This is a genomic window from Burkholderia arboris (assembly GCF_902499125.1).
Classification (GTDB): Bacteria; Pseudomonadota; Gammaproteobacteria; order Burkholderiales; family Burkholderiaceae; genus Burkholderia; species Burkholderia arboris.
The window spans coordinates 98,530-120,962 of the sequence record NZ_CABVPX010000023.1 but is presented as its reverse complement, the minus strand read 5'-3'; the positions used below and the strand labels follow the sequence as shown (position 1 = coordinate 120,962).

At 64.9% G+C, this 22,433-nt stretch carries 19 protein-coding genes; 5 read left to right on the top strand and 14 right to left on the bottom strand.

Going from position 1 to position 22,433, the window contains the following annotated elements; genetic code table 11:
• Positions 1-15: 15 nt before the first annotated feature.
• The 12 genes from BLA15945_RS25560 to soxR all read right to left on the bottom strand — a co-directional run bounded on the left by BLA15945_RS25560 (position 16) and on the right by soxR (position 14,650).
• Positions 16-1,260 (bottom strand): glycosyltransferase family 4 protein, encoded by a 1,245-nt coding sequence (locus BLA15945_RS25560; RefSeq protein WP_174993673.1) that lies wholly within the window; start codon positions 1,258-1,260, stop codon positions 16-18.
• Positions 1,257-2,750 (bottom strand): polysaccharide pyruvyl transferase family protein, encoded by a 1,494-nt coding sequence (locus BLA15945_RS25555; protein WP_233464296.1) that lies wholly within the window; start codon positions 2,748-2,750, stop codon positions 1,257-1,259. The genes BLA15945_RS25560 and BLA15945_RS25555 overlap by 4 nt, the downstream gene beginning before the upstream one ends.
• A 118-nt stretch (positions 2,751-2,868) precedes the next feature.
• The gene (locus BLA15945_RS25550) at positions 2,869-3,804 is read right to left on the bottom strand and encodes a glycosyltransferase family 2 protein (RefSeq protein ID WP_059242253.1); all 936 of its coding nucleotides are present in this window, start codon (positions 3,802-3,804) and stop codon (positions 2,869-2,871) included.
• A 12-nt stretch (positions 3,805-3,816) separates the two neighbouring features.
• Positions 3,817-5,055 carry an oligosaccharide flippase family protein gene (locus BLA15945_RS25545; RefSeq protein ID WP_233464298.1) on the bottom strand — a complete coding sequence of 413 codons (1,239 nt, stop codon included), beginning with the start codon at positions 5,053-5,055 and terminating at the stop codon, positions 3,817-3,819.
• A gap of 47 nt (positions 5,056-5,102) precedes the next feature.
• The gene (locus tag BLA15945_RS25540) at positions 5,103-6,491 is read right to left on the bottom strand and encodes a hypothetical protein (protein ID WP_174993672.1); all 1,389 of its coding nucleotides are present in this window, start codon (positions 6,489-6,491) and stop codon (positions 5,103-5,105) included.
• Positions 6,482-7,720 carry a glycosyltransferase family 4 protein gene (locus BLA15945_RS25535; RefSeq protein WP_155627363.1) on the bottom strand — a complete coding sequence of 413 codons (1,239 nt, stop codon included), beginning with the start codon at positions 7,718-7,720 and terminating at the stop codon, positions 6,482-6,484. The genes BLA15945_RS25540 and BLA15945_RS25535 overlap by 10 nt, the downstream gene beginning before the upstream one ends.
• Before the next feature lie 103 nt (positions 7,721-7,823).
• Positions 7,824-10,046, bottom strand: a complete 2,223-nt coding sequence (locus BLA15945_RS25530; protein WP_059242263.1) for a GNVR domain-containing protein — start codon at positions 10,044-10,046, stop codon at positions 7,824-7,826.
• A complete protein-coding gene (locus BLA15945_RS25525) occupies positions 10,033-10,503 on the bottom strand; it encodes an arsenate reductase/protein-tyrosine-phosphatase family protein (protein WP_174993671.1) in 471 nt (156 codons plus the stop codon). Before BLA15945_RS25525 ends, BLA15945_RS25530 begins: the two co-directional genes overlap by 14 nt.
• 1 nt (position 10,504) lies before the next feature.
• Entirely contained in the window at positions 10,505-12,124 is a 1,620-nt protein-coding gene (locus tag BLA15945_RS25520; RefSeq protein ID WP_407045114.1) for a polysaccharide biosynthesis/export family protein, read from the bottom strand.
• Positions 12,125-12,330: 206 nt separating this feature from the next.
• Positions 12,331-13,383 carry a sugar transferase gene (locus BLA15945_RS25515; RefSeq protein ID WP_059242267.1) on the bottom strand — a complete coding sequence of 351 codons (1,053 nt, stop codon included), beginning with the start codon at positions 13,381-13,383 and terminating at the stop codon, positions 12,331-12,333.
• A 98-nt stretch (positions 13,384-13,481) separates the two neighbouring features.
• Positions 13,482-13,670: a hypothetical protein gene (locus tag BLA15945_RS25510; RefSeq protein WP_174993670.1), complete on the bottom strand. Its 189-nt coding sequence runs from the start codon at positions 13,668-13,670 to the stop codon at positions 13,482-13,484.
• Positions 13,671-14,176: 506 nt separating this feature from the next.
• The gene (gene soxR / locus BLA15945_RS25505; protein ID WP_059242269.1) at positions 14,177-14,650 is read right to left on the bottom strand and encodes a redox-sensitive transcriptional activator SoxR; all 474 of its coding nucleotides are present in this window, start codon (positions 14,648-14,650) and stop codon (positions 14,177-14,179) included.
• Between the two features lie 106 nt (positions 14,651-14,756).
• Between soxR and BLA15945_RS25500 the strand changes: the two genes are divergently transcribed.
• Both BLA15945_RS25500 and BLA15945_RS25495 read left to right on the top strand, forming a co-directional pair.
• Positions 14,757-16,196 (top strand): MFS transporter, encoded by a 1,440-nt coding sequence (locus BLA15945_RS25500; protein WP_174993669.1) that lies wholly within the window; start codon positions 14,757-14,759, stop codon positions 16,194-16,196.
• A gap of 69 nt (positions 16,197-16,265) precedes the next feature.
• Entirely contained in the window at positions 16,266-17,639 is a 1,374-nt protein-coding gene (locus tag BLA15945_RS25495; RefSeq protein WP_174993668.1) for a DUF6687 family protein, read from the top strand.
• 183 nt (positions 17,640-17,822) lie between these two features.
• Here the strand turns inward: BLA15945_RS25495 and BLA15945_RS25490 are convergent, their stop codons facing one another.
• Together BLA15945_RS25490 and BLA15945_RS25485 are read right to left on the bottom strand one after the other, a co-directional pair.
• A complete protein-coding gene (locus BLA15945_RS25490; protein ID WP_059242276.1) occupies positions 17,823-18,860 on the bottom strand; it encodes a LysR family transcriptional regulator in 1,038 nt (345 codons plus the stop codon).
• Positions 18,861-18,943: 83 nt separating this feature from the next.
• On the bottom strand, positions 18,944-19,687 hold the full coding sequence (locus tag BLA15945_RS25485; RefSeq protein WP_174993667.1) for an SDR family oxidoreductase: 744 nt from the start codon (positions 19,685-19,687) through the stop codon (positions 18,944-18,946).
• Positions 19,688-19,881: 194 nt separating this feature from the next.
• Between BLA15945_RS25485 and pdxR the strand changes: the two genes are divergently transcribed.
• The 3 genes from pdxR to BLA15945_RS25470 all read left to right on the top strand — a co-directional run bounded on the left by pdxR (position 19,882) and on the right by BLA15945_RS25470 (position 22,433).
• The gene (pdxR, locus tag BLA15945_RS25480) at positions 19,882-21,360 is read left to right on the top strand and encodes a MocR-like pyridoxine biosynthesis transcription factor PdxR (RefSeq protein WP_174993666.1); all 1,479 of its coding nucleotides are present in this window, start codon (positions 19,882-19,884) and stop codon (positions 21,358-21,360) included.
• Positions 21,361-21,538: 178 nt separating this feature from the next.
• The gene (locus BLA15945_RS25475) at positions 21,539-22,018 is read left to right on the top strand and encodes a carboxymuconolactone decarboxylase family protein (RefSeq protein WP_174993665.1); all 480 of its coding nucleotides are present in this window, start codon (positions 21,539-21,541) and stop codon (positions 22,016-22,018) included.
• 4 nt (positions 22,019-22,022) lie between these two features.
• Positions 22,023-22,433 carry a cupin domain-containing protein gene (locus BLA15945_RS25470; RefSeq protein ID WP_174993664.1) on the top strand — a complete coding sequence of 137 codons (411 nt, stop codon included), beginning with the start codon at positions 22,023-22,025 and terminating at the stop codon, positions 22,431-22,433.

Below are 22,433 nucleotides of genomic sequence, written 5' to 3'. Positions count from 1 at the left end.
CCGGCTGGCCGTGAACTAGGCCGATTGCGGCTCCAGCGCCGTGCACGCCGCGAAGACTTCGAGCAGACGTTCGACCCACGCATCGGGTGACAGCCCCATGTGGCGGGTCGCCGAGTGGGCGGCGATGCTCATCCGTCGCGTCGCATCGTCATCGTGCGCAATGCGGGCAATCGCACCGGCGAATGCCGCCTCGTCGGCGGGATCGCACGCGTCGCCGGCGCCGCACGCAACGATATCGCCTGCCAGCAACGCGGACTGCGCGACAACGACCGGCAATCCGCTCCACATCGCTTCCGCGGCCACGAGGCCGTACGGCTCCGGATAGCGCGAGGGCATCAGCAACGCGCGTGCGGATTGCACACGTTGCGCCACCTCGCTCGGTGCGAGATGGCCGCAAAACGTTACTTCCGGATACGCGGCGCGCAACGCGGGCATCATCGGCCCGTCTCCGATGATGACGAGCCGCGCACCTGCGCGCCGCGCCGCGCGCGCGGCAAGGTCCGGCCCCTTCTCCGATGCCAGCCGGCCGACGAACACGAACGTGTCGTTGTGTTCTGCGGCGATGCGCTCGGTGCTCCACGGCGTCACCGGGTTGGGTACGGTTTGCAAGCAACCGACGGGAATGCCGCCGCGCTCGAGCGGTTCGCGCATCGCGTGGTGAATCATCAGGACGCGAGGCCCGGCGGAATCGAAGTGAAGCGTGTGCGATTGAACGGCCTGCCTGACCGTACGCCACACCTTGTGCGCGTAGTGTCGCTTGTCGCAATCGCGCGTCACGCAGGCCGCGCCGAGCGGAACGCGCGTACAGACGGTGCCGGCACGGTAGTCGGCAAATGCGCCGTTCGGGCACACGAGGAAAAAGTCGTGCGCCGTAATCACGGTCCGCTCGCGTACGCGACGCAGCGCCGCGAACAAGGACGGCGACAGGATCTGGCTCCAGCCGTGCACGTGATAAACCGTACCCGGCGTGTCGTGACGCGTGATCCACGCATTGAGCGTTCTAACCGTGTCCGGGTTGTACACGCCACGCCCCAACGCGGCCGCCCCCGCCTGCAGCAACCCGATGCCTCTCAGGCAGACGACCTCGATACCGAGCGCGTCGAACTCCGGATTGGCGCCGTCGTCGCCGGTGACGTACGTCACCTCGACGCCGCGTTTTCGCATCAGGCGCAGTTCGAGCAACGCCAGCGCCGTCGCACCCCCATTGGCGACCGACACGTCGTTGACGATCACCAGCCGTTGCGGAGGAGTTGTATTCATACGAGCGACGCTCCCGCCACCGGCGCGCGGCCGGCAGGTTGCCGCGCTCCCGCCACCGCGCCCCTCAGCGCAGCGGCGAGTTCGGCCACGTGTGCGCACGCGTCGTCGAGCACGGCGCGATGCACATGCGCATCGATGCCCTCACCGAGCTGCCGGGCAGCGAGCCCGACGACGGCGTCGATCGAATCGACACCGACCGTACAAAGGCAGTGCCCGCGCCCGACACCCGACAGAAACGATTCGAGCTTGACGTCCCACGCGAACCCGATCTGCGGGACCGCATACGAGAATGCGGCGATGTTCGCGTGAAGCCGGTGCGCCATCAACAAGTCGAACGATGAAATCAGTCGCGCGAGGTCGGCCGGCGTCGCCGCACGAGGCGCGAAAGTGATCCGGCCGGGCCCGGCAGCCTCCGCGAGGATCGGGCGCAGTTCGTCGATGTAAGCCTCGTCTTCGGGACTGCCATTGGCGAACACGACGAAACGCCAGCCATATGCGCTACCGGCACGCACGAGCGCGCGATACCATTCGGCTTGCGCCGCTGCCGATACGCGAATACTGCCGCCGTGGTACTTGAGCGCGATCGGATGGGTAATCCCCAGCCCTATCGTGGTGACGGCGTTATCCGGCGTGCGGGATCGCGCGACATGCCGCGACACCAGGTGACCGGGATCGTGCACGACCTGCGCCGCGCGAATCCCGGCACCGCACAAGCGCGCCCGCCAGATCTCGGCCGAGCGTCGCTCGCGCACCGACGCATGAAACAGCGAAACCCCGCCGAGCGCGCGCCGGAACAGCAGCTCGCCACGCGACGTCCAGTCACCGGATACGCCGACACCGAAGACGGCGGCCGGCAAACCGAGATCACGGACTTCCGCCATCGCGGCATCGAGCTTCATCGGGAAGTTCAGATCCGCATCGCTCAACAGATTGCCACCGCCGACAACAACGGCGTCGACGCCGCGCAACACCGAACGCCAGCGCGGACGCAGTTCCGTGTGCAACTTGTACCCGAGCACCGAGTGCACGATCGCATGACGCACGACACGCGGGCTGTGGTGCATCAGCGTCAACACCGATTTTCGGGAGGTTGCGCCGCATGCGTAGTCGGTTCGACCCGCGAGATCGATCACGCGAATCTCGATGCCCGGTAACGCCGCCGCGAGTTCCGCCTCGAGACATTCGGACAGCATGCCGTCGCCGAGATTCGGGCTGTACTTCACGTTGACGAGCGCGACGCGCGGCGCGTGCGGCATTTCGTCGGCGCCAGGCGCCCCGTGGCGAACGCGGTTCTGCATGGTGGGATGATCGGGAGGCATTGTTGTGTCGCAGGACTTTTTCCAGACTCGCTGGACGTTACCGCGTGAAAATGAGCGGCACGATGGCGGAAAGGCATGCGAGCGGCAGCTTCGCCCTGCACATTCACGGATGCGAAACCGACGTTTGCGTCGGATATCTGCCGTCGCGCTCAGGTGACGATACGCTTTCACTATACCTTCCAAGTCCATTATGCTTCGCATACCGTAACAAATATTAAAGGTTTGCCAAGCCGAAGCAGCGATACCTGCGCCAACGAGTCCGTGCTTGCGCCCGATGCCGTTCCGCCGCTCATAGCAGTTCCGCACGTTCCGGCGTCCGGCGTCCGCGCAACACGTCGACGAATGCGATCAGGTTTCCGGCCAGCCGGCCGCGTCGATCGATATAGGCTTCCGGTGCGATCGATTTCGCCATGTTGGCGGCGAAGTTGCGCACGATCTGGCGGCACGCATCGTGACGTGACAACGTCCCCTTGGCCATCATGTAGACCGGGTTCATGACTTGCGAGTAACCGAGCCGGCGTCCGGACACGCGGCCGCGCTTCACGCCGAGATGCACACCCACCGCACTGCCGAGTTTCACGAGCCGGCCGTGGCGCTGGGCGACCCGTGCACCGAAGTCGAGATCCTCCAGCCAGCCGTACAACACGAGCCGCTCGTCGAAACGCAACGCGGCAACCGCCGACGCGCGGAACGCCATGTTGCAGCCGTAAGGACTGTAGCCGTCCTGGGTCCATCGCTGCGTGTCGTCCCGTACGGCAGCCAGTGCCCGCTTCGCGTCGTCAATCGTGAGCCCGGGGCCAAGAATGCCGTCCGCAACGACGTGCCCCGTCACGCATGCGAGCATCGGGTCGCGCTCGAATGCGTCGGCAACCACGCACAGCCAGTCCGTTTGCGGGACGAAATCGTCGTCGAAGAACGCGACATAGTCCGTATCCGCCGGCACCCTGTCGAGGATCGCATTGCGCTGACGCGTCAAGCCAGGCTTGACGAACACGATGGACAGATCATCGGCTTCGGCAAGCGCGCCAACATCGTCCGGCCCCGTACACGCGACGATGATCGACGTCGGCCTGAGCGTTTGCGTACGCAGGCAGGCAACGATGTTCGCCAGCTCGGCGGGCCGGCCGCGCGTCGCAATGCCGGCACAAACGCGCGGAGCGCCCGATGTCGCACGGTCATGCACGTTCACGGGTCCGCTCTCGCGAACTTCCCATTCATGAGTCATCACATACCCTCGTTACTGGCGAATTCGGTTGTCGTTGACAGTCGTGGCCGGAACGCCGTCGATACCGAAAATTTCCGTCATCAGCTTCGCGCGCCACAGACCGGCTGCCAGCGCCCCCAGCATCGTCAACTCTCCGACGAGGCGTGCACCTGCCATCCCGAGCGCCCCCCATTGGCTCGCCAGCGGAATCGCACATGCCAGACTCACGACCGCGCCCAACACGCCTGCTTGCGCAAGCAGACGTTCGAGCTTGCGCGGAATCAGGAAATAGGCGCCGAGGACCTGCGTGCATACGCTGACGGGAAGCACGAACACCATGAGATTCAACACCGGCACACAGCGCTCGAAGCCGGCACCGAGCGCGAGCGGAATGAGCCGCTCCGACAGCAGGACAGTCGCGACTGCCGCAAGCGCCGCCCCGGAAAAGAACCACACGAACACCCGCCGCATCAGACGATTCGCGCGCGACGGATCGCTGCCGACCAGGCTGGTCAGCTTTGGCACGAGGATCTGCGCGGCCGGCGACATCACGCTCAATCCCGCCGCGACGAGCCGCTCGGCGACACCGAACGCGCTGACCTCGGAGGCATGCGCCATGGTCGACAACAGGTACGTCGACGCGCCCGCCAGCAAGACCGATGTGCCGCCATAGACGAAAATGACCGTCGACCGGCGGATCAGGTCCACTGCGCGCTTCAGGCTCGCGACGGCGCCGGCGAACTCTCGGCGGATCAGCCAGTACGCGAGCCCGAGCTGGACGACGCTCGACGTCAGCAGCAACGGAAATACACGCTCGACATCGGACGGGTGATGCACGAAGCCGACGATCAGCGACAACGAAATCGCGAAGCCGACGACCTCGATCCGGACGCTCGCGATCGCGCGGCCGGTGCTGACGAGATACCACCCGACGTTGAATGCCGAGACCAGGCCCATGGCGATGACGACCGGCCCGCTCGACCAGTGCTGGCGAAACGCCAGCGACGCGCCGATCGCGATCGTGCCGGCGACGATGGCCGGCACGCACAGCAGTTGTCGGGCGATCACGTGGGTGCGCAGAATCTCGGCCCGCGCGGTGCTGCCTGCGGCATGCACGGTATCGCGTGCGCCGACGGTCGGAAAGCCGTAGCTCACGAACAGCCACAGCGAATTCGACAGCGAGGCGCCCGCCAGCACCAGGCCATAACCGCTCGGGCCGAGCGCGCGCCCGTAATACGGGAGCATGAACAACGGGTACAGGTAGCGGAACATGTAGGCCACATACACCGCCAGCAATTCCGTGCGAGACGAGGTGGTGTTCATGTCGCCCTCGGCTCCCGGTTCGATGCACGCCTGACGTTCAGTGCCCCGAACGCCGCCGCCGCAAACAGATAGACGCACGGCCCGAGGTCGAACACCGTGCCGGACAGCGTCGCGCCGATCAGCGCCGCGGCCAGCGCTTGAACGGCTGCGAAACTGACGATCCGGTCCGATGCCCACGTAGCAGGCCGCACGCGTACGCGCACGGTGCGGTAAAGGAACAGTCCGAACAGCATCGCGCCCAGCAGCCCGAGATTGCCGAGCGTCACCGCGACGAAGCTCGATGCCCTCGCGCTGCCCAGGCCGGCACCCAATCCGAATGTATCGACGAAGTTGATCAGCGACTGCATGTTCCACGCGCTGCGCTCGACGCCCGAATCGCTGCTCATCTTGCTCGTCAACGTCCGGTTGATTACCTCGGACACGGCCGTCACGATCGGCGAATCGATTGCGACCAGTACGCACGCGATCAGCGCGACCGCCACGCACGCCACCGCCAGCATGCGGAACTTCCTTGCCTGGCTGTTACGGGCGATCGCGCCGGAGCGACTGGCCATGAAGACGGCGAGATAGATCGACAGCCCCACGTACCCGGTACTCGACGTCGACAGCAGCACGAAACCGGCCGTCAACAGCGCAAGCCATCCCGACAGGCTCCGCCGATAGCCGAGCAGCCAAAGATTCGCGGTGAACGCAAAGAGCGGCAGCGAGAAGCCGGCAAATGCCGATGCCTCGGAGAAAGTCCCGCTGATTCGCCGCATGCCTCCGACCTCCGCGCCGTCCAGGATCGAGTACTGCGCGGTCTTCAGCGGATCCAGCAGACTGACGCCCGCAGCGCTGCCGAACAGATCGGCCGCCGCGGCGATCGCATTCAACGCGGTCAGGAACAGGAACGCGTCCGCCACGGCCCGGCTGGCGTCGCGTCGCCGCATCACCGTCGAGGCGGCCAAATAGAGCAGGCATTCACCGATCAGGTATGCGGACTGGCTCAGGTTTCCGGACACGGGGCCGAGCGGCTGCAGCATGAGTTGCGTCGTGCCGATGTTGGAACGATCGATGGAATAAACCGACGTGGTGTCGGCCAGCATGCGCGGAAACACGACAGCCGTCATGCACGCGTAGCCGGTCAGCACCAGCAGCCAGAACCCGGGCGAGCCGACTCGAAGGCTGCTGCGGATCGCGCGCGAATCTTCGAGGAACAGCGCGCGTGCGACGAACAGCGGCATCATCAGGCTGGCCGGCAACACGCCCAGCCCGCCGAATGCAACCGCCTCGGTCGCCCCGAACAGCGTGCTGGCCACCATCACGTAGACCGCCCACCGATAAGGCAGCACGAACGTCAGGATGCCGAGCGCAATGACGATCACGCCGAACAGGCTCAACTCCACGATGGTTCGCCCCTCGCCGAGCCGCCGGCCGTGTCGCGCGCCCCGGCGGCAGATGCGCGGTTGCGCAGCGCGCTGGCCATCACCTCCAGCAGGCCGTCGCGAAATCGCTCGACCGTGAATCGCTGCGCGTTGGCGCGGCACACCCGTGGATCGAACCCGCCTGCCGCCTCGAAGCGCATCACCGCGTTGACGATGTCCGCGCTTGCCTGCCGTTCGAAGAACAACCCCGTGCGTGTGCTCGCATCCCCGGATGCGATCACCGTCTCGAGCGCGCCGCCGCGCCCGTAAGCGATGACCGGCGTTCCGCACGCCTGGGCCTCGACCGGCGTGATGCCGAAATCCTCTTCGGCGGCGAATACGAACGCCTTCGCCCGCTGCATGTAGTCGACGAGTACCGCATCTGGCTGATAGCCCAGCAGCGTGACGTTCGGCGTGGCGGCGGCCTTGACGCGCTCGAAATCCGGCCCGTCGCCGATCACGACGAGGCGCCGTTCCGGCATGCGGGCGAACGCCTCGACGATGAGCGGCATGCATTTGTACGGCACCATGCGCGACGCCGTCAGATAGAAGTCTTCCTTCTGCGTGACCAGCGAAAATCGCCCGATATCGACAGGCGGATAGACGACCGCCGCATCGTAGCCGTACACCTTGCGGATGCGTCTCGCGATGAAGCCGGAGTTCGCCACGAACGCATCGACGCCGTGCGCGGTACGCTGATCCCAGATGCGAATGTAGTGGAGCATCGCGCGCGCGATCCAGCCTTTCAACCCCGTCGACAGGCCCGACTCGTTCAGGTAACGATGTTGCAGATCCCACGCATAGCGGATCGGAGAGTGCACGTAGCTCACGTGCAGCTGATCCGGCCCGGTAATGACTCCCTTCGCGACGGCATGGCTCGATGAAATCACCAGGTCGTAGCCGGACAGGTCGAGCTGCTCGATCGCGAACGGCATCAACGGCAAGTACGCACGATAGGCCGAGCGTGCGCGCGGCAGCCGCTGGATGAACGACGTGGTGGCGACCTTGCCGAGCAGCTTCTCGCGCTCGCTGTCCGGCAGGAAATCGACCACCGTGAACAGGTCCGCCTGCGGCCAGATGTTGAGGATCTCGGCGAGGACTTTCTCGGCGCCCGCATAGGTCGTCAGCCAGTCGTGCACGACGGCGACGCGACTGAAATGCCGCCCCGTCTCGTTATCGGTGTGCCGCGCGTCAGCCTGCGAACGCGTCATGGCGTCACACATTGAAGTTGTATCGTTCATGCAGATCCTCGCCCGATGGTTGTCCGTGGCCGCCCGTCATGTCGGCCGGTCGCCTGTTCCATGCCGACATCCGTCATGCCTTGCCGTAGTACGCGTGACTGTCGCGATTGTGGCGATAGCGCCCGTAGCCGTACGCGTAGCGTCCCGGCCGTACGCTGAGCCCGTTGAAGATCAATCCGTGCGGGGACACGCCCACGTGACGCAGCCGCCGGATCGATTCCTTGATCTCGCCGTGTTTCGTCACCCCCTGACGCACCACCAGGAACGTCACGCCAGCGTGGCCGGCCAGTTGCGCGGCGTCCGGAACCGCAAGAATCGGCGGGCCGTCGCACACGATCACGTCGTAGGTCGCCCCCAGTTCGGACAGAATCGTGCGCAGATCCGAATCGAACAGCGCGTCGCTCGCATTGATCTGCACGCTGCCCGTCGCGATGAAATCGACGCCTTTCAGGATCTCGCGGTGCAATACGTCTTCGACGCGATGCGTGCCCTGCAACAGCTCGACGAGCCCGGCTCCCGGACCGACGGGAACCGTCCGCTGGAGTCCGCTTCGACGCAGGTCGGCATCGACCAGCAGCACGCGCTTTCCGGCCGAGCCCAGCACGGCAGCGAAATTCAGCGAGATGAAGGATTTCCCGACGGAAGGCGTCGGGCCGGTGATGAACACCATCCGGTTCGGCACGTCGGTCATCGCGAATTCGAGTGCGGTCCGGAAGCTGCGCAGGCTCTCGAGTGCCGGGTCCATCATCGCGTTGTGGGCGAGAATCAGCTCCCGTGACGGCGTATTCGCGACACGACGCAAACGCGTCAGCGACGCTTCCTGGCGGCTATACGGCACCGTCGCATACACGGGTACGCCGCAGACGTGCTCCACCTCGATCGGGTCGTCGATCGAGTCGAACATGCGGCGGCGGCTGAACGCAACCGTCGCGCCGATCAGCAACCCGAAGACTGCCGACCCGACGATCACGAGCAGGCGCTTCGGCCTGACCGGCTCCTCGGGAACCGCCGCCGTGTCGACCAGCCGCACGTTGCCGACCTTCCCTGCCTTGACGAGACGCAGTTGCTCCTGCGTGTTGAGCAGGTTCGTATACAGCTCGGTTCCGACCTGTACGTCACGTTGCAATCGCAACACGTCCTGCTCGACGGGCGGCAACGCACGCGTACGTTGCTCGATACCCCCAATTTCCGCCTGGGCCGTATCGAGCTGCGCATCGAGCGCACGGATGGCCGGATGTTCCGGCGTGAAGCGCGCCATCAGTTCGTCGCGTTTCTGCTTCAGCGTGGTCAGGCGTGACTGCGCATCGACCGAGCGCTGCAGCAGCGCAGTCGCTTCCTCATCGAGATTCAACGTTCCGTGCTTGGCGCGATACGCGTTGAAGCGATTTTCGGAGAGCTCGAGCTGGCTCCTCAACTCCGGCAACTGTGCATTGAGGAAGCTGATCGATCGCTCGGCTTCCTCGGATTTGCGCCGCTCGTTCTGGTGAACATATTCGCTACCCAGCGTGTTGAGGATCATCGCCGTCTTCACCGGGTCGGACCCATCGAGCGTGACGCCGATCACGTCCGATTGCTTGCCTTTCTCCGCAATGTTCAGGCTCTGCCGGAGATCCTCGATCGTCGACAATGTCGAATACCGGCGCAGCACGAACGTGGCGCCCGGCTTGCCGCGGACCGACGTGACCAGCAGCGAGAGCGGGCCGTCCGGCGTGACCACCTTCAGCGGCACGCCGATCGTGCCGCCCGCGTCGACATCCGGGCCCGACAGACGGTACGTGTTGCCCGGCTGCAGCGCCATGACGAACGTTTCGCCATAGCGCTTGTCGGGCACGTCGAACTGGGCAACCGAGATGCGCTCGGTGCCGGTCACATAGCCGAACGGCAGCGGATCCGACACACGTGTCGCGTGCCGGGACAGCAATGACCCGATCAGCGGCAAGTAGCGCGGATGCGCGTCGATGGCCAGCGACAAGGTGTCGACCACCTTGCTCGCCACCAGACGCGACCTCAGCACCTCGATTTCCGACGATGCCTGGGTCTTGACGTCGAACATCGACGAAATGTCGCCGAGCATGCTCTTTGCCGAATTCGTGTTTTCTTCGACCTGCACCAGGATATCGGCCCGATAGACCGGCACCCCGAGAAACGCATAGGTCGTGCCGATCAACAGCATCAATCCCGTGACGAACGCGATCAGCCGCCGGTTGTCGTAAAGCGCGTCGAGATAACTCGCGACCGTCCCGGGCGGCCCGTCTTCCGGTTCCGCGTAATGCACCGGCGCATCAAGATGGTTCATGGGTCGTTTCCTGCAATGTTTGGGTGTGACGGGTGATACCGGCCAGCAGGCCGGACCAGTGCCTGACGCCCGTCGTCAATCGATCGACCGTCGCCGCGTATGCAGCACTGTCGAGCCGATAGGGATCCGCCACGTCCCCGTCCGGCAGCAGACGGCAGACGCGTTCGGAGACGGACGGGTAGCGGTGTACGATGACCTGGCGCTGACGCTCGCTCATCGTCAGCACAAGAGCGGACGACTCGATCATCCAGCGTGCCAGCAGTTGCGAGCGATGCTGGCCGAGGTCGAGGCCGATGCGCTGCATGACGGCGATCGCCGCCGGATCGGCGCCCATTCCGGGCATCGCGTCGACGCCGGCCGACATCACATGCACACCCTCCAGCACGCGTCGAAACAGCGCCTCCGCCATCGGGCTTCGGCACACGTTCGCAGTGCAAACCAGGAGCAGACGGTCCATGTCAGAACGCGATATTGCGGCCGGTCGCGAGCGTCTGCGCGCTAGGCAGGAACATTCCCACCACGCGGCTCCAGCGCACCAGCGACGACGCATCGACGAAGACCACGTCGTCCGGCATCAGGTCGAAATCGTTCGCGAGCGCCATCGCTGCCGGCGATGTCGCATTCAGGTGAAAGACCGTCGGCGTCCCGCCGCGCCGGCTACGCACGACATAGACCTGGCTCGCATCGCCCGAATACGGACTGACGCCGCCCGCATAGCCGAGCGCATCATTCAGCGTCAGGCGGCCGTTGTTGAACGTCGCCGTCATCGTGTGCCCGACCTCGCCGAGCACGAACACCTTGCTGTCGCTCACGGGATAGACGCGGACGAGATCGCCGCTTTGCAGCAGGATCCGGTCGGGGTTGAGTCCCTGCTCGATCATGCGCGGCAGGTTCACGGTCACGGTCGCCTCTCCGCGCGTGACCGCGACGCGCGCGCGATCGCCGTTCGACGTGAATCCCCCTGCGCGATTGATCGCTTCGGGCAACGTCATCGGCAGGTCGTTCATCACCTGAAGGCCGGGAATGCGAACTTCACCGTCGAGATAGATGCGTCGGCTGCGATACGCCTGAATCCGCAAGGTCACCTGCGGATCCCGGATATAACGCGCCAGGTGACGCGCAAGCATGTCGCGCGCCTGCAACTCCGTGAGCCCGCCGACCTTGACGGGGCCGACATACGCGAATTGCACCACCCCGTTCGTGTCGACCGTATAGCCGGAAACGATCGCGTTCGAGCCGGTCGTATCGATGCCGTTCGATGTCGCGACGACGGGCATGTTCAGTTCCGGGTGATCCCACACGACGATGCTGAGGACATCGCCGGGCCCGAGCGTGTACGGTCGCGCCTGCTGGAACAGCGAAAGCACATCCTTCGGGATCGACGGCCCGGCCTGCGCTCGCGTCTGGACGATCAGCGCGGCATCGATCTCGACGAGCGCGCCGGCGGGCGGTGCATCTTCGGTTGCCGTGCCGCCCGTCGAAGCCGCAAGTGACGCCGCATGCATCGCACGGCCACAGGCCCCCGACGGATCCGCGGAGACGTCGGCCGGACACCCGCCGCGAAAAGTCATGCCAGGCGCAAACGCGCAGCCACCGAGCCACGTCAGCGCGAGTGCGACCGACAAGATTCCGCCGCATCGTGCAACCCGGCTGCGTACGTTTCGCGCTTCCTTCGATACGCCGGACAGTGCTATCGTTCGAACACCGATCAGAGGGTCAATCATCCTTTTTGGCCTATATGTTGGATGGCGGGTCGAATCGATCCTCCACCGTCTTCTGTCAATCACGCGCATCGCAAAGCAACCGCACGCCCTGGCATATCCGCACTCACCCCGAAACGATCCCGCTTCTTGCCATTTCATGAAAATCCCGCACCTGCTTGCTGTTGCAACGAGCATTTCGCTCAGCGTCACCGCCCTTGCACAGTTCCCTGCATCCACCTCTGCCGCCAAACGCGCGCCCCACGCCGCCCGCATCACGCAGACCGAGGCGATGCTTCCGGTTCCGGCCAGCGCGGCAAGCGACGCCGCATCGTCAGCCAGACCCGCCGCACCGAAGCTGTCGGGTACGACGAGCAAGCATCACGCGCCGCTGACACGTCGCCAGCACCTTGCCCGTTACCGCGACCGGAGCAGCGGCGCAGCAAGCAGCACGGCTGGCGACCCGTACCAGTACGACGGCTGGTCGGCATCTTCGGCTTACGCGAATCCCGCCCCCACTTCGCCGTGACGCCACCGCGTCGCGGGCCGGCCTCGCGACATCGATCCCGCACGACATGCCACCGTCAGTACGCCCCCTCCCGTCGCATCACGACCTTGACGGTTCGCAGCAAGATGCCGAAGTCGAGCAGGGGCGACCATTGCTTCACGTACGACACGTCGAGCGATACGCGCTGCGCATAGTCGACATTGCTGCGTCCGCTCACTTGCCATAGCCCGGTAATGCCAGGCGTGCTCATGAGGTAGTAGTGCGCGTCGCTGCCATAGCGCGCGAGTTCCTGGTCGACGATGGGGCGCGGGCCCACGAGACTCATTTCACCGCGCAGCACATTCCACAACTGGGGCAATTCGTCGAGGCTGGTCCGTCGCAGGAAATGCCCGACCGGCGTGATGCGCACGTCGTTCTTCAGCTTGAAATCCCTCATCCATTCCGCGCGCGCTTCCGGATCGCGGGCGAGCGTGTCGCGCAACACTTCTTCGGAATTGACGACCATCGTGCGGAATTTCAGGCACCGGAAACGCGTTCCGTCACGGCCGACACGTACGTGCCCGAAGATTGCCGGACCGCCATCACGCTTCACCACGATAATTAGTATTACGAATAATGGAGCCAGAATAAAAAGAAGCGGAATCGAAAGCGCGAGGTCGAAAACGCGCTTGAACACGAGCCGCATCATTCGAGAAGCCACCACCGGCCCTTGTGCCGCCACACTGCGCGCGCGCCGGCCGAAACGCACGACCAGCTTCAGTACCGCGAGCGCGAGCGTGCGGGCCAGCAGCATCCCGAGCCCGCTGGTAATCGTCCAGTAGACGAACCATAGTCCGCGCACCAGATGCAATCGGTGCAGTACGAAGAGCAATGCATATCCGCCGGCCTGCACGATAAGCCAGGCGACAATCGCTCGACTCATCAGGTTGACCGCCGAGCGTTCGCGAGTGCCGCGATACAGCCCGCATGCCGGAAACACGGACAACGCGAGCGCAACCGCGAAAGCCACGAGCAGGCCATCGAATCCGGCGTGCGACAGGCCGTCCGCCGGAAACCCGAAATGCAATGCGCCAAAGGCGCCGACCACGATCAACGCACCGTCGATCACGCGCAAGAAGAACCCGTCCATCATTTACCCCGACATGTACGAAATATCGATTAATTATTTATTTCGCAATACTAATTTTATGACCTGACTGGATTATTCGAATCGAGAAATGGCTACGCTTACGCCCGCATGCCGGCAGATCGGTTCTGCTGGAACCTGCTGGTACGTTCCGTTGCGGCAAGGATGACGTCGCCCCCGGACAGGCCTGAATCGATTGGCCTGCCGGAGCGATCAATGGTGCGAATGTCCGGATTCGACCGCTTCGCCCCCGCGTCGCGTCCGGATTTCGGAATGTGGTTTCGATTCATGTTTGGTCTATCGTCTTGGTATTCGTTACTGCGGCACGCATCGTTTAATGCACAATCCGTGCCACTGTTCCGAATTTTCTTGCTGCAGTGCAGAAAAATTCCAATAAAACAATGACCTATGATTTTTGTTCAAAACGTCTGATTAATTCGAATTCCAATTGGAAAACGTTTGCGACTCGATCATCGTGTCGCCCGTTACGTAACGGCACGCCGTAACGCGCACACGATGGAAATAACACGGGCAATTCGATTCGACGTGTCGCGCGTAGATGAATGAAGGGAATATCTGAGTGCCACCGGAATTCTTCTAATTATTTTTATGCATCGAATCTGGATTCCCGGTTCACCGGTGAACAAAAGGAAACGACCGTGCATTTCCGGTTTCAGCCTGAAATCGAATCGCCGTTATATGACGACCGTCGTGGAGACTTGTGCTGCGCGCATCCGCATCCCGCGTCAGCGTCGGTGGGATGAAATCGATCGTCACGTCCACATGACAGTCCGCGTCACGTCGACCTGCGCTTGCGCCCCGGCTCGTCCTCGAGCAGCACGGCCCCCTGCCCGCGCTCGCTCAATGCATCGCCCGGGTTCCTCAACGGGCAATCCTTCATCGACAGGCATCCGCAGCCGATGCACCCGTCCATCTGGTCGCGCAACTGGGTAAGCTTCCGGATCCGTTCGTTCAACAGGTCGCGCCATCCTGTCGACAGCCGCCGCCAGTCCGCCGCGCTCGGCGCCTTGCCGGACGGCAGCTCGTCCAGCGCGGCCTTGATCCGGTCGAGCGGAATGCCCGCGCGCTGCGCAACCTTGATGACCGCGACCCGTCGCAGCACGTCGCGCGCATAACGACGCTGGTTGCCGTCGCTACGCCAGCCGTGAATCAATCCCTTGGCTTCGTAGAAGTGGATCGACGACACGGCAATACCGCTGCGCCGCGCGACCTCACCGACGGACAACGGCACCTGCATATCGATTTTCATGATCCCCGCCTGTTGACCTCAACAATGGTTGAGGTTTTATAACGGATACCGATGACCCTTTCAAGCATCCGGTCGCCAGGACAGGCGATCACGCATCGGAGAAGACATGAGTATCGACGACGTCACGAACGCGCCGCCTGCATCGGCCGCGCCGTCGACCGCGGGCTGGCGTGCGCTGCTGTCGGGCGCGAACGGCATGCGGTCGCTGGCGCTGGCCGGCGGTGTCGCGCTGCATGCGATCAACATCTACATCGCAACGACCATCCTGCCGTCGGTCGTTCGGGATATCGGCGGGCTCGAATACTACGCGTGGAATACGACGCTGTTCATGGCTGCATCGATCGTCGGCGCGCCGCTGTCTGCCAACGTGCTCGGACGTTTCGGACCGCGCGCCGCCTACCTCATTGCGCTCGTCGTGTTTTGCGCGGGCACGCTCGCGTGCGCGAGCGCGCAGACCATGCCGTGGATGCTCGTCGGCCGTACCGCACAGGGATTCGGCGGCGGGATCCTGTTCGCGCTCAGCTACGCGTTGATCCGGGTCGTGTTCGACGCACGCCTGTGGTCGCGTGCAATGGCGATGGTGTCCGGCATGTGGGGCGTCGCGACGCTTTGCGGGCCGGCAATCGGCGGAATCTTCGCGGAGACGGGGTCCTGGCGGCTCGCGTTCGTCGCATTGCTGCCCGTTGCCGCCGTGCTGGCGCTGATCGTGATCGTCAGGCTGCCCGCATACGAGGCGTCCGGCCAGCCGGCATCGCGGCTCGCGCTCGGCAGGATTCTGCTGCTTGCCGCCTCGGTGCTGGTCGTGTCCGTGGCCAGCCTGTCGACGGCGCGCGCCGCGAACATCGCGGGTGTCGCCGCGGGCCTTGCGATCGCAGCGCTGATCGTGCGCGTCGAGCGCGACGCGACGATCCGGCTGCTGCCGACGGGTGCCTACAGCATCCGCACACCGCTCGGCGCCATCTACGCGTGCATGAGCCTGCTCGTGATCGGGATCACGACGGAGGTGTTCGTTCCGTATTTCCTGCAGGTCATTCACGGCTACCCGCCGCTGATCGCCGGCTATCTGACCGCGCTGATGGCGGCAGGCTGGACGGTCGGCTCGGTCTTCAGCTCGGGGCAACGCGCGCGTACCGCGCAAGCGCTGGTGCGCGGCGGGCCGCTGGTCGTGATGCTGGCGCTCGCCGCACTCGCGTTCGTCGCCCCGCAGCAGCACCCGCCCGGAACCTGGGCCGGGGTGACCATCCTGTGCATCGCGCTCACGGCGGTGGGGGGCGGCATCGGCGTGGGTTGGCCCCACCTGCTCACACGGATTCTGACGCACGCACCGGCCGGGCAGGAAGACCTCGCTTCGACGTCGATCACGACCGTGCAGCTCTATGCGACCGCGATCGGCGCCGCGCTCGGCGGGCTCGTCGCCAATCTCGCCGGTTTCTCGACGCCCGGAGGACTCGCCGGCGCGCAGCAGGCGGCCGCATGGTTGTTCGGCCTGTTCGCGGCCGCGCCCCTGCTGGCCGCCGTCGTCGCTCGCCGCGTGCCTGTCCGGTGATGGCCGGGCCGCTCGCCTGCGCTCCCGGACGCCTTATGACTGACAACCCGACTTGACGGAATCCCTGCCATGACCTCGTTCGTTCCGCTGTACGACGGCGACCACGAAGCGCAATTCGACGACGACGTCGCCGCACATCTCGACGGTTTCGCGTTGCGTCTGCTCGCCGGCCGCGTCATCGCGATCCGCGACAATACGTTCCACGATCTTCAGAACCTGATCGCAGGGCGTGGCGCGATCACGCAAAACGGTGTGCCATTCGACCTGAGGCGCAGCAATCTGCGCACGCTGCATTACGATTTCGGCCGGCACGGTGAACTCGAACAGCGCTATGCGGAACGGAACGATGCCGCGTTGCGTGCCGCACTCGCACCGCACCCGGTCCGCCCGCGCGCCCCGATCGACGCCGTGCGGCTGTCGCCGCACGATCGCCTCGCATTCCTGCCGTTCGATCACGCCGACGAAGTGCCGAACATCGCGGCCGACGCGATCCACAACGCGGCGACGCGGCTCACGCTGTCGCACTGGCCATCGAATCGCACGCCGGCACGTTATCGGGCCAACCTTTCGACAGAAAGCGTGCTTCGCTTCGTGACGGAAGGCGCCGTCGATCCGGACGTGCACTGCGTGACGACCGATCACTTCGATCTCGACGGACTCGCGTCGATCTATGCACTCATCGCGCCTGGCCACGCGTTGCGCCATCAGGCGCTGCTGGTCGACGTTGCACGCTTCGGCGACTTCGCGCGCGGCCGCTCGGACGTCGCGCGCCGGCTCGCGTTCGCACTGGACTCGGTTGCCGCGCGGGTTTTACAGGATGTCCACGGGTTCAGCGATGACAGCGCGCGCATCGCGACGGTGTTTGACACGCTGTTGCCGACCTTGCGTGACTGGCTCGATGCGCCATCGATACCCGACGCCCTGTGGCGCGACGCCGAGCGTCACCATGCCGGCACCGAGGCCCTGCTCGATCACCCGGGTACGCACATCGAACAGCATCCCGAACTCGATCTCGCGGTATTCCGGCTGCCTGCGTCGGCCGCGCCTCGCGGGCGCGCATCGCAACACTACTTCGGGTTGTCGCCGATCGGATTTCACAACCGGACCGCCCTGTCGACGATCGCGCTCGTCGCGCACGACGATGTCATGATTCATCAGCGTTACGAGGGCTGGGTCGCACGCGTCTCGCAATCGCCGCGCCCCCGGCGCGACCTGTCGATCCTCTTGCGTGCGCTGCAGGCGGCCGAGCGGGGGACATCCCACTGGCAATACGATGGCGTCCAGCACATCATGCCGCGTCTTGGCCGCGCCGGCGAACATGCCGGCGTCCTGCCGGCGGAAACGGTCGTCAACGAGTTGAAGCAGTTGCTGGCGATCGCACCACCGGCGTGGTCGCCCGTGCCCGCGACAGCGCCGGACGCGCAAGCGCTGATGGATGCGTGACCGCGATGGCGCACATACCGATTCCATTTGGATTCCAGCGCATGAGCCGACGTGACGTCGGTTGCATGCTCATCAGGTCGAATCATCCCGTTCGCATCACAGCGCCTCGATTTTCGTACGCTCAACCGGGACCGACGTCAGGCGGATCGGCCGTGGCCCTGGGCGTTTTTCTTCATCGACGCGTCACGCCGCCAGTCCCGTCGACGACAGATCCGCCGTCTCCGGATTGAACCGGGTCATGCAATTCAGATCGCGCGCGCGAATCTGTTCGGTCATGAAATCGACGAAGATTCGAATGCGCGTCGGAAGATGTTGCCGGCTCAGATAGCAGATGTAATGGCCGCGATCCTCCGGCACGTGCTTCGCCAGCGCGACGACGAGCTCGTTCGACGCGAGGTGATCGCGAATCTGGTAGCCCGCCATCTGTGCGATGCCCGATCCGTTCAGCACCGCACGCAACACCAGATCCGCGTCGTTGAACGTGAGGCGCGACGTCGGCAGGTACTTTTGCACGCGCCCGTCGACATTGAACTCCCATTCGAACAGGCGCCCGCTCGCAAACCGGAAATTGATGCACTCGTGCCGGCCGAGATCATCGATGCTCTGCGGGAGACCGTGCCTCGCCACATACGACGGCGCCGCGCAAAGCGCCATCTGCATCGGAATCAATTGACGGGCAATGATGCTGGAATCCTCGATGCGCCCGTTGCGAAACGATACGTCGATCCGCTCCGACACCAGGTCAATCGGCCGGTCGTCGAGCAGCAGATCGATGACGATTTCCGGATACGCGTCCGCAAACTTTTCCAGCAGCGGCGCCACGATCTTCCTGCCGAATCCCACGGCCGCGCTGATGCGAATGAGGCCGCGCGGCGGCCCCTGCCGCAACTCCAGCATGTCGTTCATGGCTTCCACGATCTGGGCCACGCCCTGATGGCAGTTCTCGAAAAATCGTTGGCCCTCGCGCGTCAGTTCGGTCGTGCGCGTGGTGCGCTGAAACAGCCGCGTGCTCAGCTGCGCCTCCAGCTTCTGGACATTCCGGCTCACGGCCGGCCGCCCGACGCCGAGCCGTTCGGCAGCCCTGGTGAAGCTTCCCTCGCTCGCCACTGCAACGAATGCGAGGATGCCTGCATAGCTCGCACCGAAGCTCGCCGACAACGCATCGGCGCGACTGGCCAGATCGCGACGAACGCCGTGCTCCGATGTTTCCGACCGATTCATTTCCCGTGCCCCCAGACATGTCGCGCCCCCCGATTGCCCGTCGCCGACCTGCGCCGGCGAACTGCCGCGCGTGCCAATGCGAATCAGCTTCTCGCGAGCCACTGGTCGAGTCCGATGCGGCCGAGTCGTGCAGGCCCGAGCGGGACCAGCGATTCTTCCTCGACGCGGCCGCCGTAGTAGCGGGCGTCACCATCGATCACCACCGCGCGCGAGTCGCCGGCCGACTTCAAATAGCGTGCGACGATCTCCGCGAACGGCGCGCGATCCGGGCCGGCAATTTCGACCGTACCGTTCAGCGGCCCGTCGAGCGCGATCTGCGCGACGAGTGCCGAAACGTCCTCCGCCGCGATCGGCTGGAACAGTCCGTCGCCGATGCGGACGGTGCCGCCTTCGGTGCCGAAATCGGCGATACCGCCGATGAACTCCATGAATTGCGTGGCGCGCACGATCGTGTACGGCACGCCCGCTGCCTCGATCGCCTGCTCCTGCGCCACCTTGGCCGCGAAATAGCCGTTCTCCGGCATCCGGTCGCAGCCGACGATCGACAGCGCGACGTGATGGCGCACGCCCGCTGCCACTTCGGCCTTGCCGAGATTGCGTGCCGACGTGCGGAAGAAGTCCAGCACCGCCTGCGGCTCCCACGACGGCGCATTCGCCACGTCCACGACAACGTCCGCGCCCGTCAATACGCCGGCCAGGCCTTCGCCCGTGACGGTGTTGACGCCGGTACGCGGCGATGCAGCAAGCACCTGATGGCCGGCTTCGCCGAGCAGCGTGACGACCCGCGAGCCGATCAGGCCCGAACCACCGATGACAACGATCTTCATCGCAAAATCTCCTGACGAAAGGATTTGACTGAAACGTGCGGAGTACGTGACGGGCGCCGGATCCGGTGAATCCGGCCATGACCGTCGCATCGCGTGGCGCAAGTGTGGAAGAATCATGTCCTATCCAGAAGTGCCAAGAATCGTCGATCAGACTGATCCATGCCGCGTCGGCTCCCCTTACCCACGAGACCGTGATGTCTGCGCAAACGCCCGCCCTGACCATCGAAATCGACCGGCAACGCCAGTTGCCCGTCTATCTGCAGATTTGCGAGCGGTTCAGAACAGCGATCGCCGCGGGTCATCTGCGCCCCGGCGATCGCGTGCCCGCGTTGCGCGGGCTGGCGACCCAACTGAACACGGCGCGCGGCACGGTCGAACAGGCGTACACGATCCTGGTCGACGAGGGATATCTGCAAATGCGCGGCGCGGCCGGCACGTTCGTATCGCCGTCGCTGCCGACGTCGCTGACGCGGTCGGCGCCCGCACGTGCCGACGAGCCGGCACGGCACGACCACCCGCCGCCACGGCGTCCGCAGCCGATCGCCGTCGCGATGAGCGGCGAGCCGCGCCCGTTGCAACCCGGGGTCCCGGCGCTCGACGCATTTCCGCGCAAGGTATGGCATCGGCTCGTGTCGCAGCGCGCGCGTGGCGGCGATCGCGCGCTGCTCGGCTACCCGAATCCGGCCGGCTACCGGCCGCTGCGCGAGCACATCGCCACTTATCTGACGCTGTCGCGGGGCGTCGCCTGCGCGCCGGAGCAGGTGTTCATCACCAGCGGCTACCGCGCAACGCTGGAACTCGTGCTGCGCAGCCTCGCACGGCCGAACGACCGGGTGTGGTTCGAGGATCCCGGCTATCTGCTCGCACGCGGCTTTCTGTCCGAGACCGGCGTGCAGCTCGTCCCGGTGCCGGTGGACACCGACGGCATCGACGTCGCGCGCGGCATGCAACTGGACGCGCACGCACGCTTCGCGCTGGTGACACCGTCGCATCAGAGCCCGCTTGGCCATACGCTGTCGCTTGCCCGGCGCATCGCGCTGCTCGACTGGGCCGAAAAAATGTCGGGCTGGATCGTCGAGGACGACTACGACAGCGAGTTTCGCTATCTTGGCCGCCCGTTGCAGGCCCTGAAGAGCCTCGACCGGCGGGATCACGTGATCTATTGCGGTACCTTCAGCAAGGCGATGTATCCCGGCTTGCGGCTGGCCTACGCGGTCGTGCCGGAGCGCGCGGTGGAACGCGTCGAACGCGTGGCATGCAGCATGAACGCCGGCTCGCCGACGCTGTTGCAGGCGGCCCTGGCGGATTTCATCGAACAGGGGCACTTTGCCCGGCATCTGAAGCGGATGCGCACGCTGTACGGCGAGCGACGCACGCTGATCGTGCACGCCTTGCGACAGGTGTTCGGCGAGCGGCTGATCGTCGAATTGCCGCCCGGCGGCATCCAGTTCGCGGTGCGGTTCACCGAGGGCCCGGACGGACCGGTCGACGACGTCGCCGTTGCTGCCCGCGCCCGCGAAGCGGGACTCGCGGTGTTGCCGCTGTCGATCTGGTACATGAACAGCCACACGCAGCAAACACCGCGCGGCCTCGTCATCGGGTTCGCGAACGTCGCCGATGCGGACGAAGCCCAACGTCACGCACACACGCTGCGTGCGTGCCTGGGCCGTTGACGCGCGGCACGCATCGTGCGCAAGTCCGGATTGGTGCCGAAGCGGCAACAGAGTGCGCACGTTCCCGGCACTACTGACCCGCGAGACCCGCGATTACGATGGTTGCCAGACAGGTCCTGCGATGAATCGCCATGCGCAGGCCCGGTAGTCCCGCTTCCACAGATCAGGAGAACGGATCATGACGCAACGCATCAACTACTTTCAGCAATCGCCTGAACTGACCAAGAAGCTCGTGGAACTCGACGGGTTGCTCCAGAAGACGACGATCGAGACGCCGGTCCGCGAGCTCGTCGAGATTCGGGCGTCGCAACTCAACGGTTGCGCGTTCTGCGTCGACATGCACATCAAGACGGCAAAAATCCACGGCGAGCGCGAACTGCGTCTCCATCACGTGGCGATCTGGCGCGAGTCGACGCTCTTTTCGCCGCGCGAGCGTGCCGCGCTCGAATGGACCGACACACTGACGCAACTCCCGGCGCATGGCGTGCCGGACGATCTCTACGAACGCGTGCGTGCCCACTATTCGGAGAAGGAATTGTCGGATCTCACCTTCCTCGTGGGCGCGATCAACAGCTGGAACCGGCTGAATGTCGCATTCCGCATCGTGCCCGGCTCGTTCGACAAGATGTTCGGGCTCGACAAGGCCGACCTGGAGTGACGACATGAAACGCATCATGCTTGTTCTCGCACCGCTGGCGCTGGCGCTGTCGCTGCTGATGCCAGCCCAGCCGGCAGCGGCCGCACCGCAAGCCAGGGTGACGCAGCTGACCACGGAGCCGTTGCCCGAGTATCCGGGCAAGGAAGTCGAAATGATCGTGGTCGATTATCCGCCCGGCAGTGTCGACCCCGTTCATCGTCACGACGCGCACACCTTTGTCTATGTGCTCGACGGCAGCATCGTGATGGGCCTGAACGGCGGGAAGGAGGTCACGCTCCACGCCGGCGACACGTTCCACGAAGGCCCGGAGGACGTGCATACGGTCGGGCGGAACGCCAGCAGCACGAAGCCGGCAAAGTTCGTCGTATTCCTGATCAAGAACAAGGGCGCGCCGGTCCTTACGCCCGTGAAATAG

What these genes read in the sequence shown, in the direction of transcription:
- BLA15945_RS25560 (WP_174993673.1), bottom strand. Translation starts at nt 1,260, where the DNA reads ATGAATACAACTCCTCCGCAACGGCTGGTGATCGTCAACGACGTGTCG.
- BLA15945_RS25550 (WP_059242253.1), bottom strand. Translation starts at nt 3,804, where the DNA reads ATGACTCATGAATGGGAAGTTCGCGAGAGCGGACCCGTGAACGTGCAT.
- BLA15945_RS25545 (WP_233464298.1), bottom strand. Translation starts at nt 5,055, where the DNA reads ATGTTCCGCTACCTGTACCCGTTGTTCATGCTCCCGTATTACGGGCGC.
- BLA15945_RS25535 (WP_155627363.1), bottom strand. Translation starts at nt 7,720, where the DNA reads ATGACGCGTTCGCAGGCTGACGCGCGGCACACCGATAACGAGACGGGG.
- BLA15945_RS25530 (WP_059242263.1), bottom strand. Translation starts at nt 10,046, where the DNA reads ATGAACCATCTTGATGCGCCGGTGCATTACGCGGAACCGGAAGACGGG.
- BLA15945_RS25525 (WP_174993671.1), bottom strand. Translation starts at nt 10,503, where the DNA reads ATGGACCGTCTGCTCCTGGTTTGCACTGCGAACGTGTGCCGAAGCCCG.
- BLA15945_RS25515 (WP_059242267.1), bottom strand. Translation starts at nt 13,383, where the DNA reads ATGGACGGGTTCTTCTTGCGCGTGATCGACGGTGCGTTGATCGTGGTC.
- BLA15945_RS25510 (WP_174993670.1), bottom strand. Translation starts at nt 13,670, where the DNA reads ATGAATCGAAACCACATTCCGAAATCCGGACGCGACGCGGGGGCGAAG.
- soxR (WP_059242269.1), bottom strand. Translation starts at nt 14,650, where the DNA reads ATGAAAATCGATATGCAGGTGCCGTTGTCCGTCGGTGAGGTCGCGCGG.
- BLA15945_RS25500 (WP_174993669.1), top strand. Translation starts at nt 14,757, where the DNA reads ATGAGTATCGACGACGTCACGAACGCGCCGCCTGCATCGGCCGCGCCG.
- BLA15945_RS25495 (WP_174993668.1), top strand. Translation starts at nt 16,266, where the DNA reads ATGACCTCGTTCGTTCCGCTGTACGACGGCGACCACGAAGCGCAATTC.
- BLA15945_RS25490 (WP_059242276.1), bottom strand. Translation starts at nt 18,860, where the DNA reads ATGAATCGGTCGGAAACATCGGAGCACGGCGTTCGTCGCGATCTGGCC.
- BLA15945_RS25485 (WP_174993667.1), bottom strand. Translation starts at nt 19,687, where the DNA reads ATGAAGATCGTTGTCATCGGTGGTTCGGGCCTGATCGGCTCGCGGGTC.
- pdxR (WP_174993666.1), top strand. Translation starts at nt 19,882, where the DNA reads ATGTCTGCGCAAACGCCCGCCCTGACCATCGAAATCGACCGGCAACGC.
- BLA15945_RS25475 (WP_174993665.1), top strand. Translation starts at nt 21,539, where the DNA reads ATGACGCAACGCATCAACTACTTTCAGCAATCGCCTGAACTGACCAAG.
- BLA15945_RS25470 (WP_174993664.1), top strand. Translation starts at nt 22,023, where the DNA reads ATGAAACGCATCATGCTTGTTCTCGCACCGCTGGCGCTGGCGCTGTCG.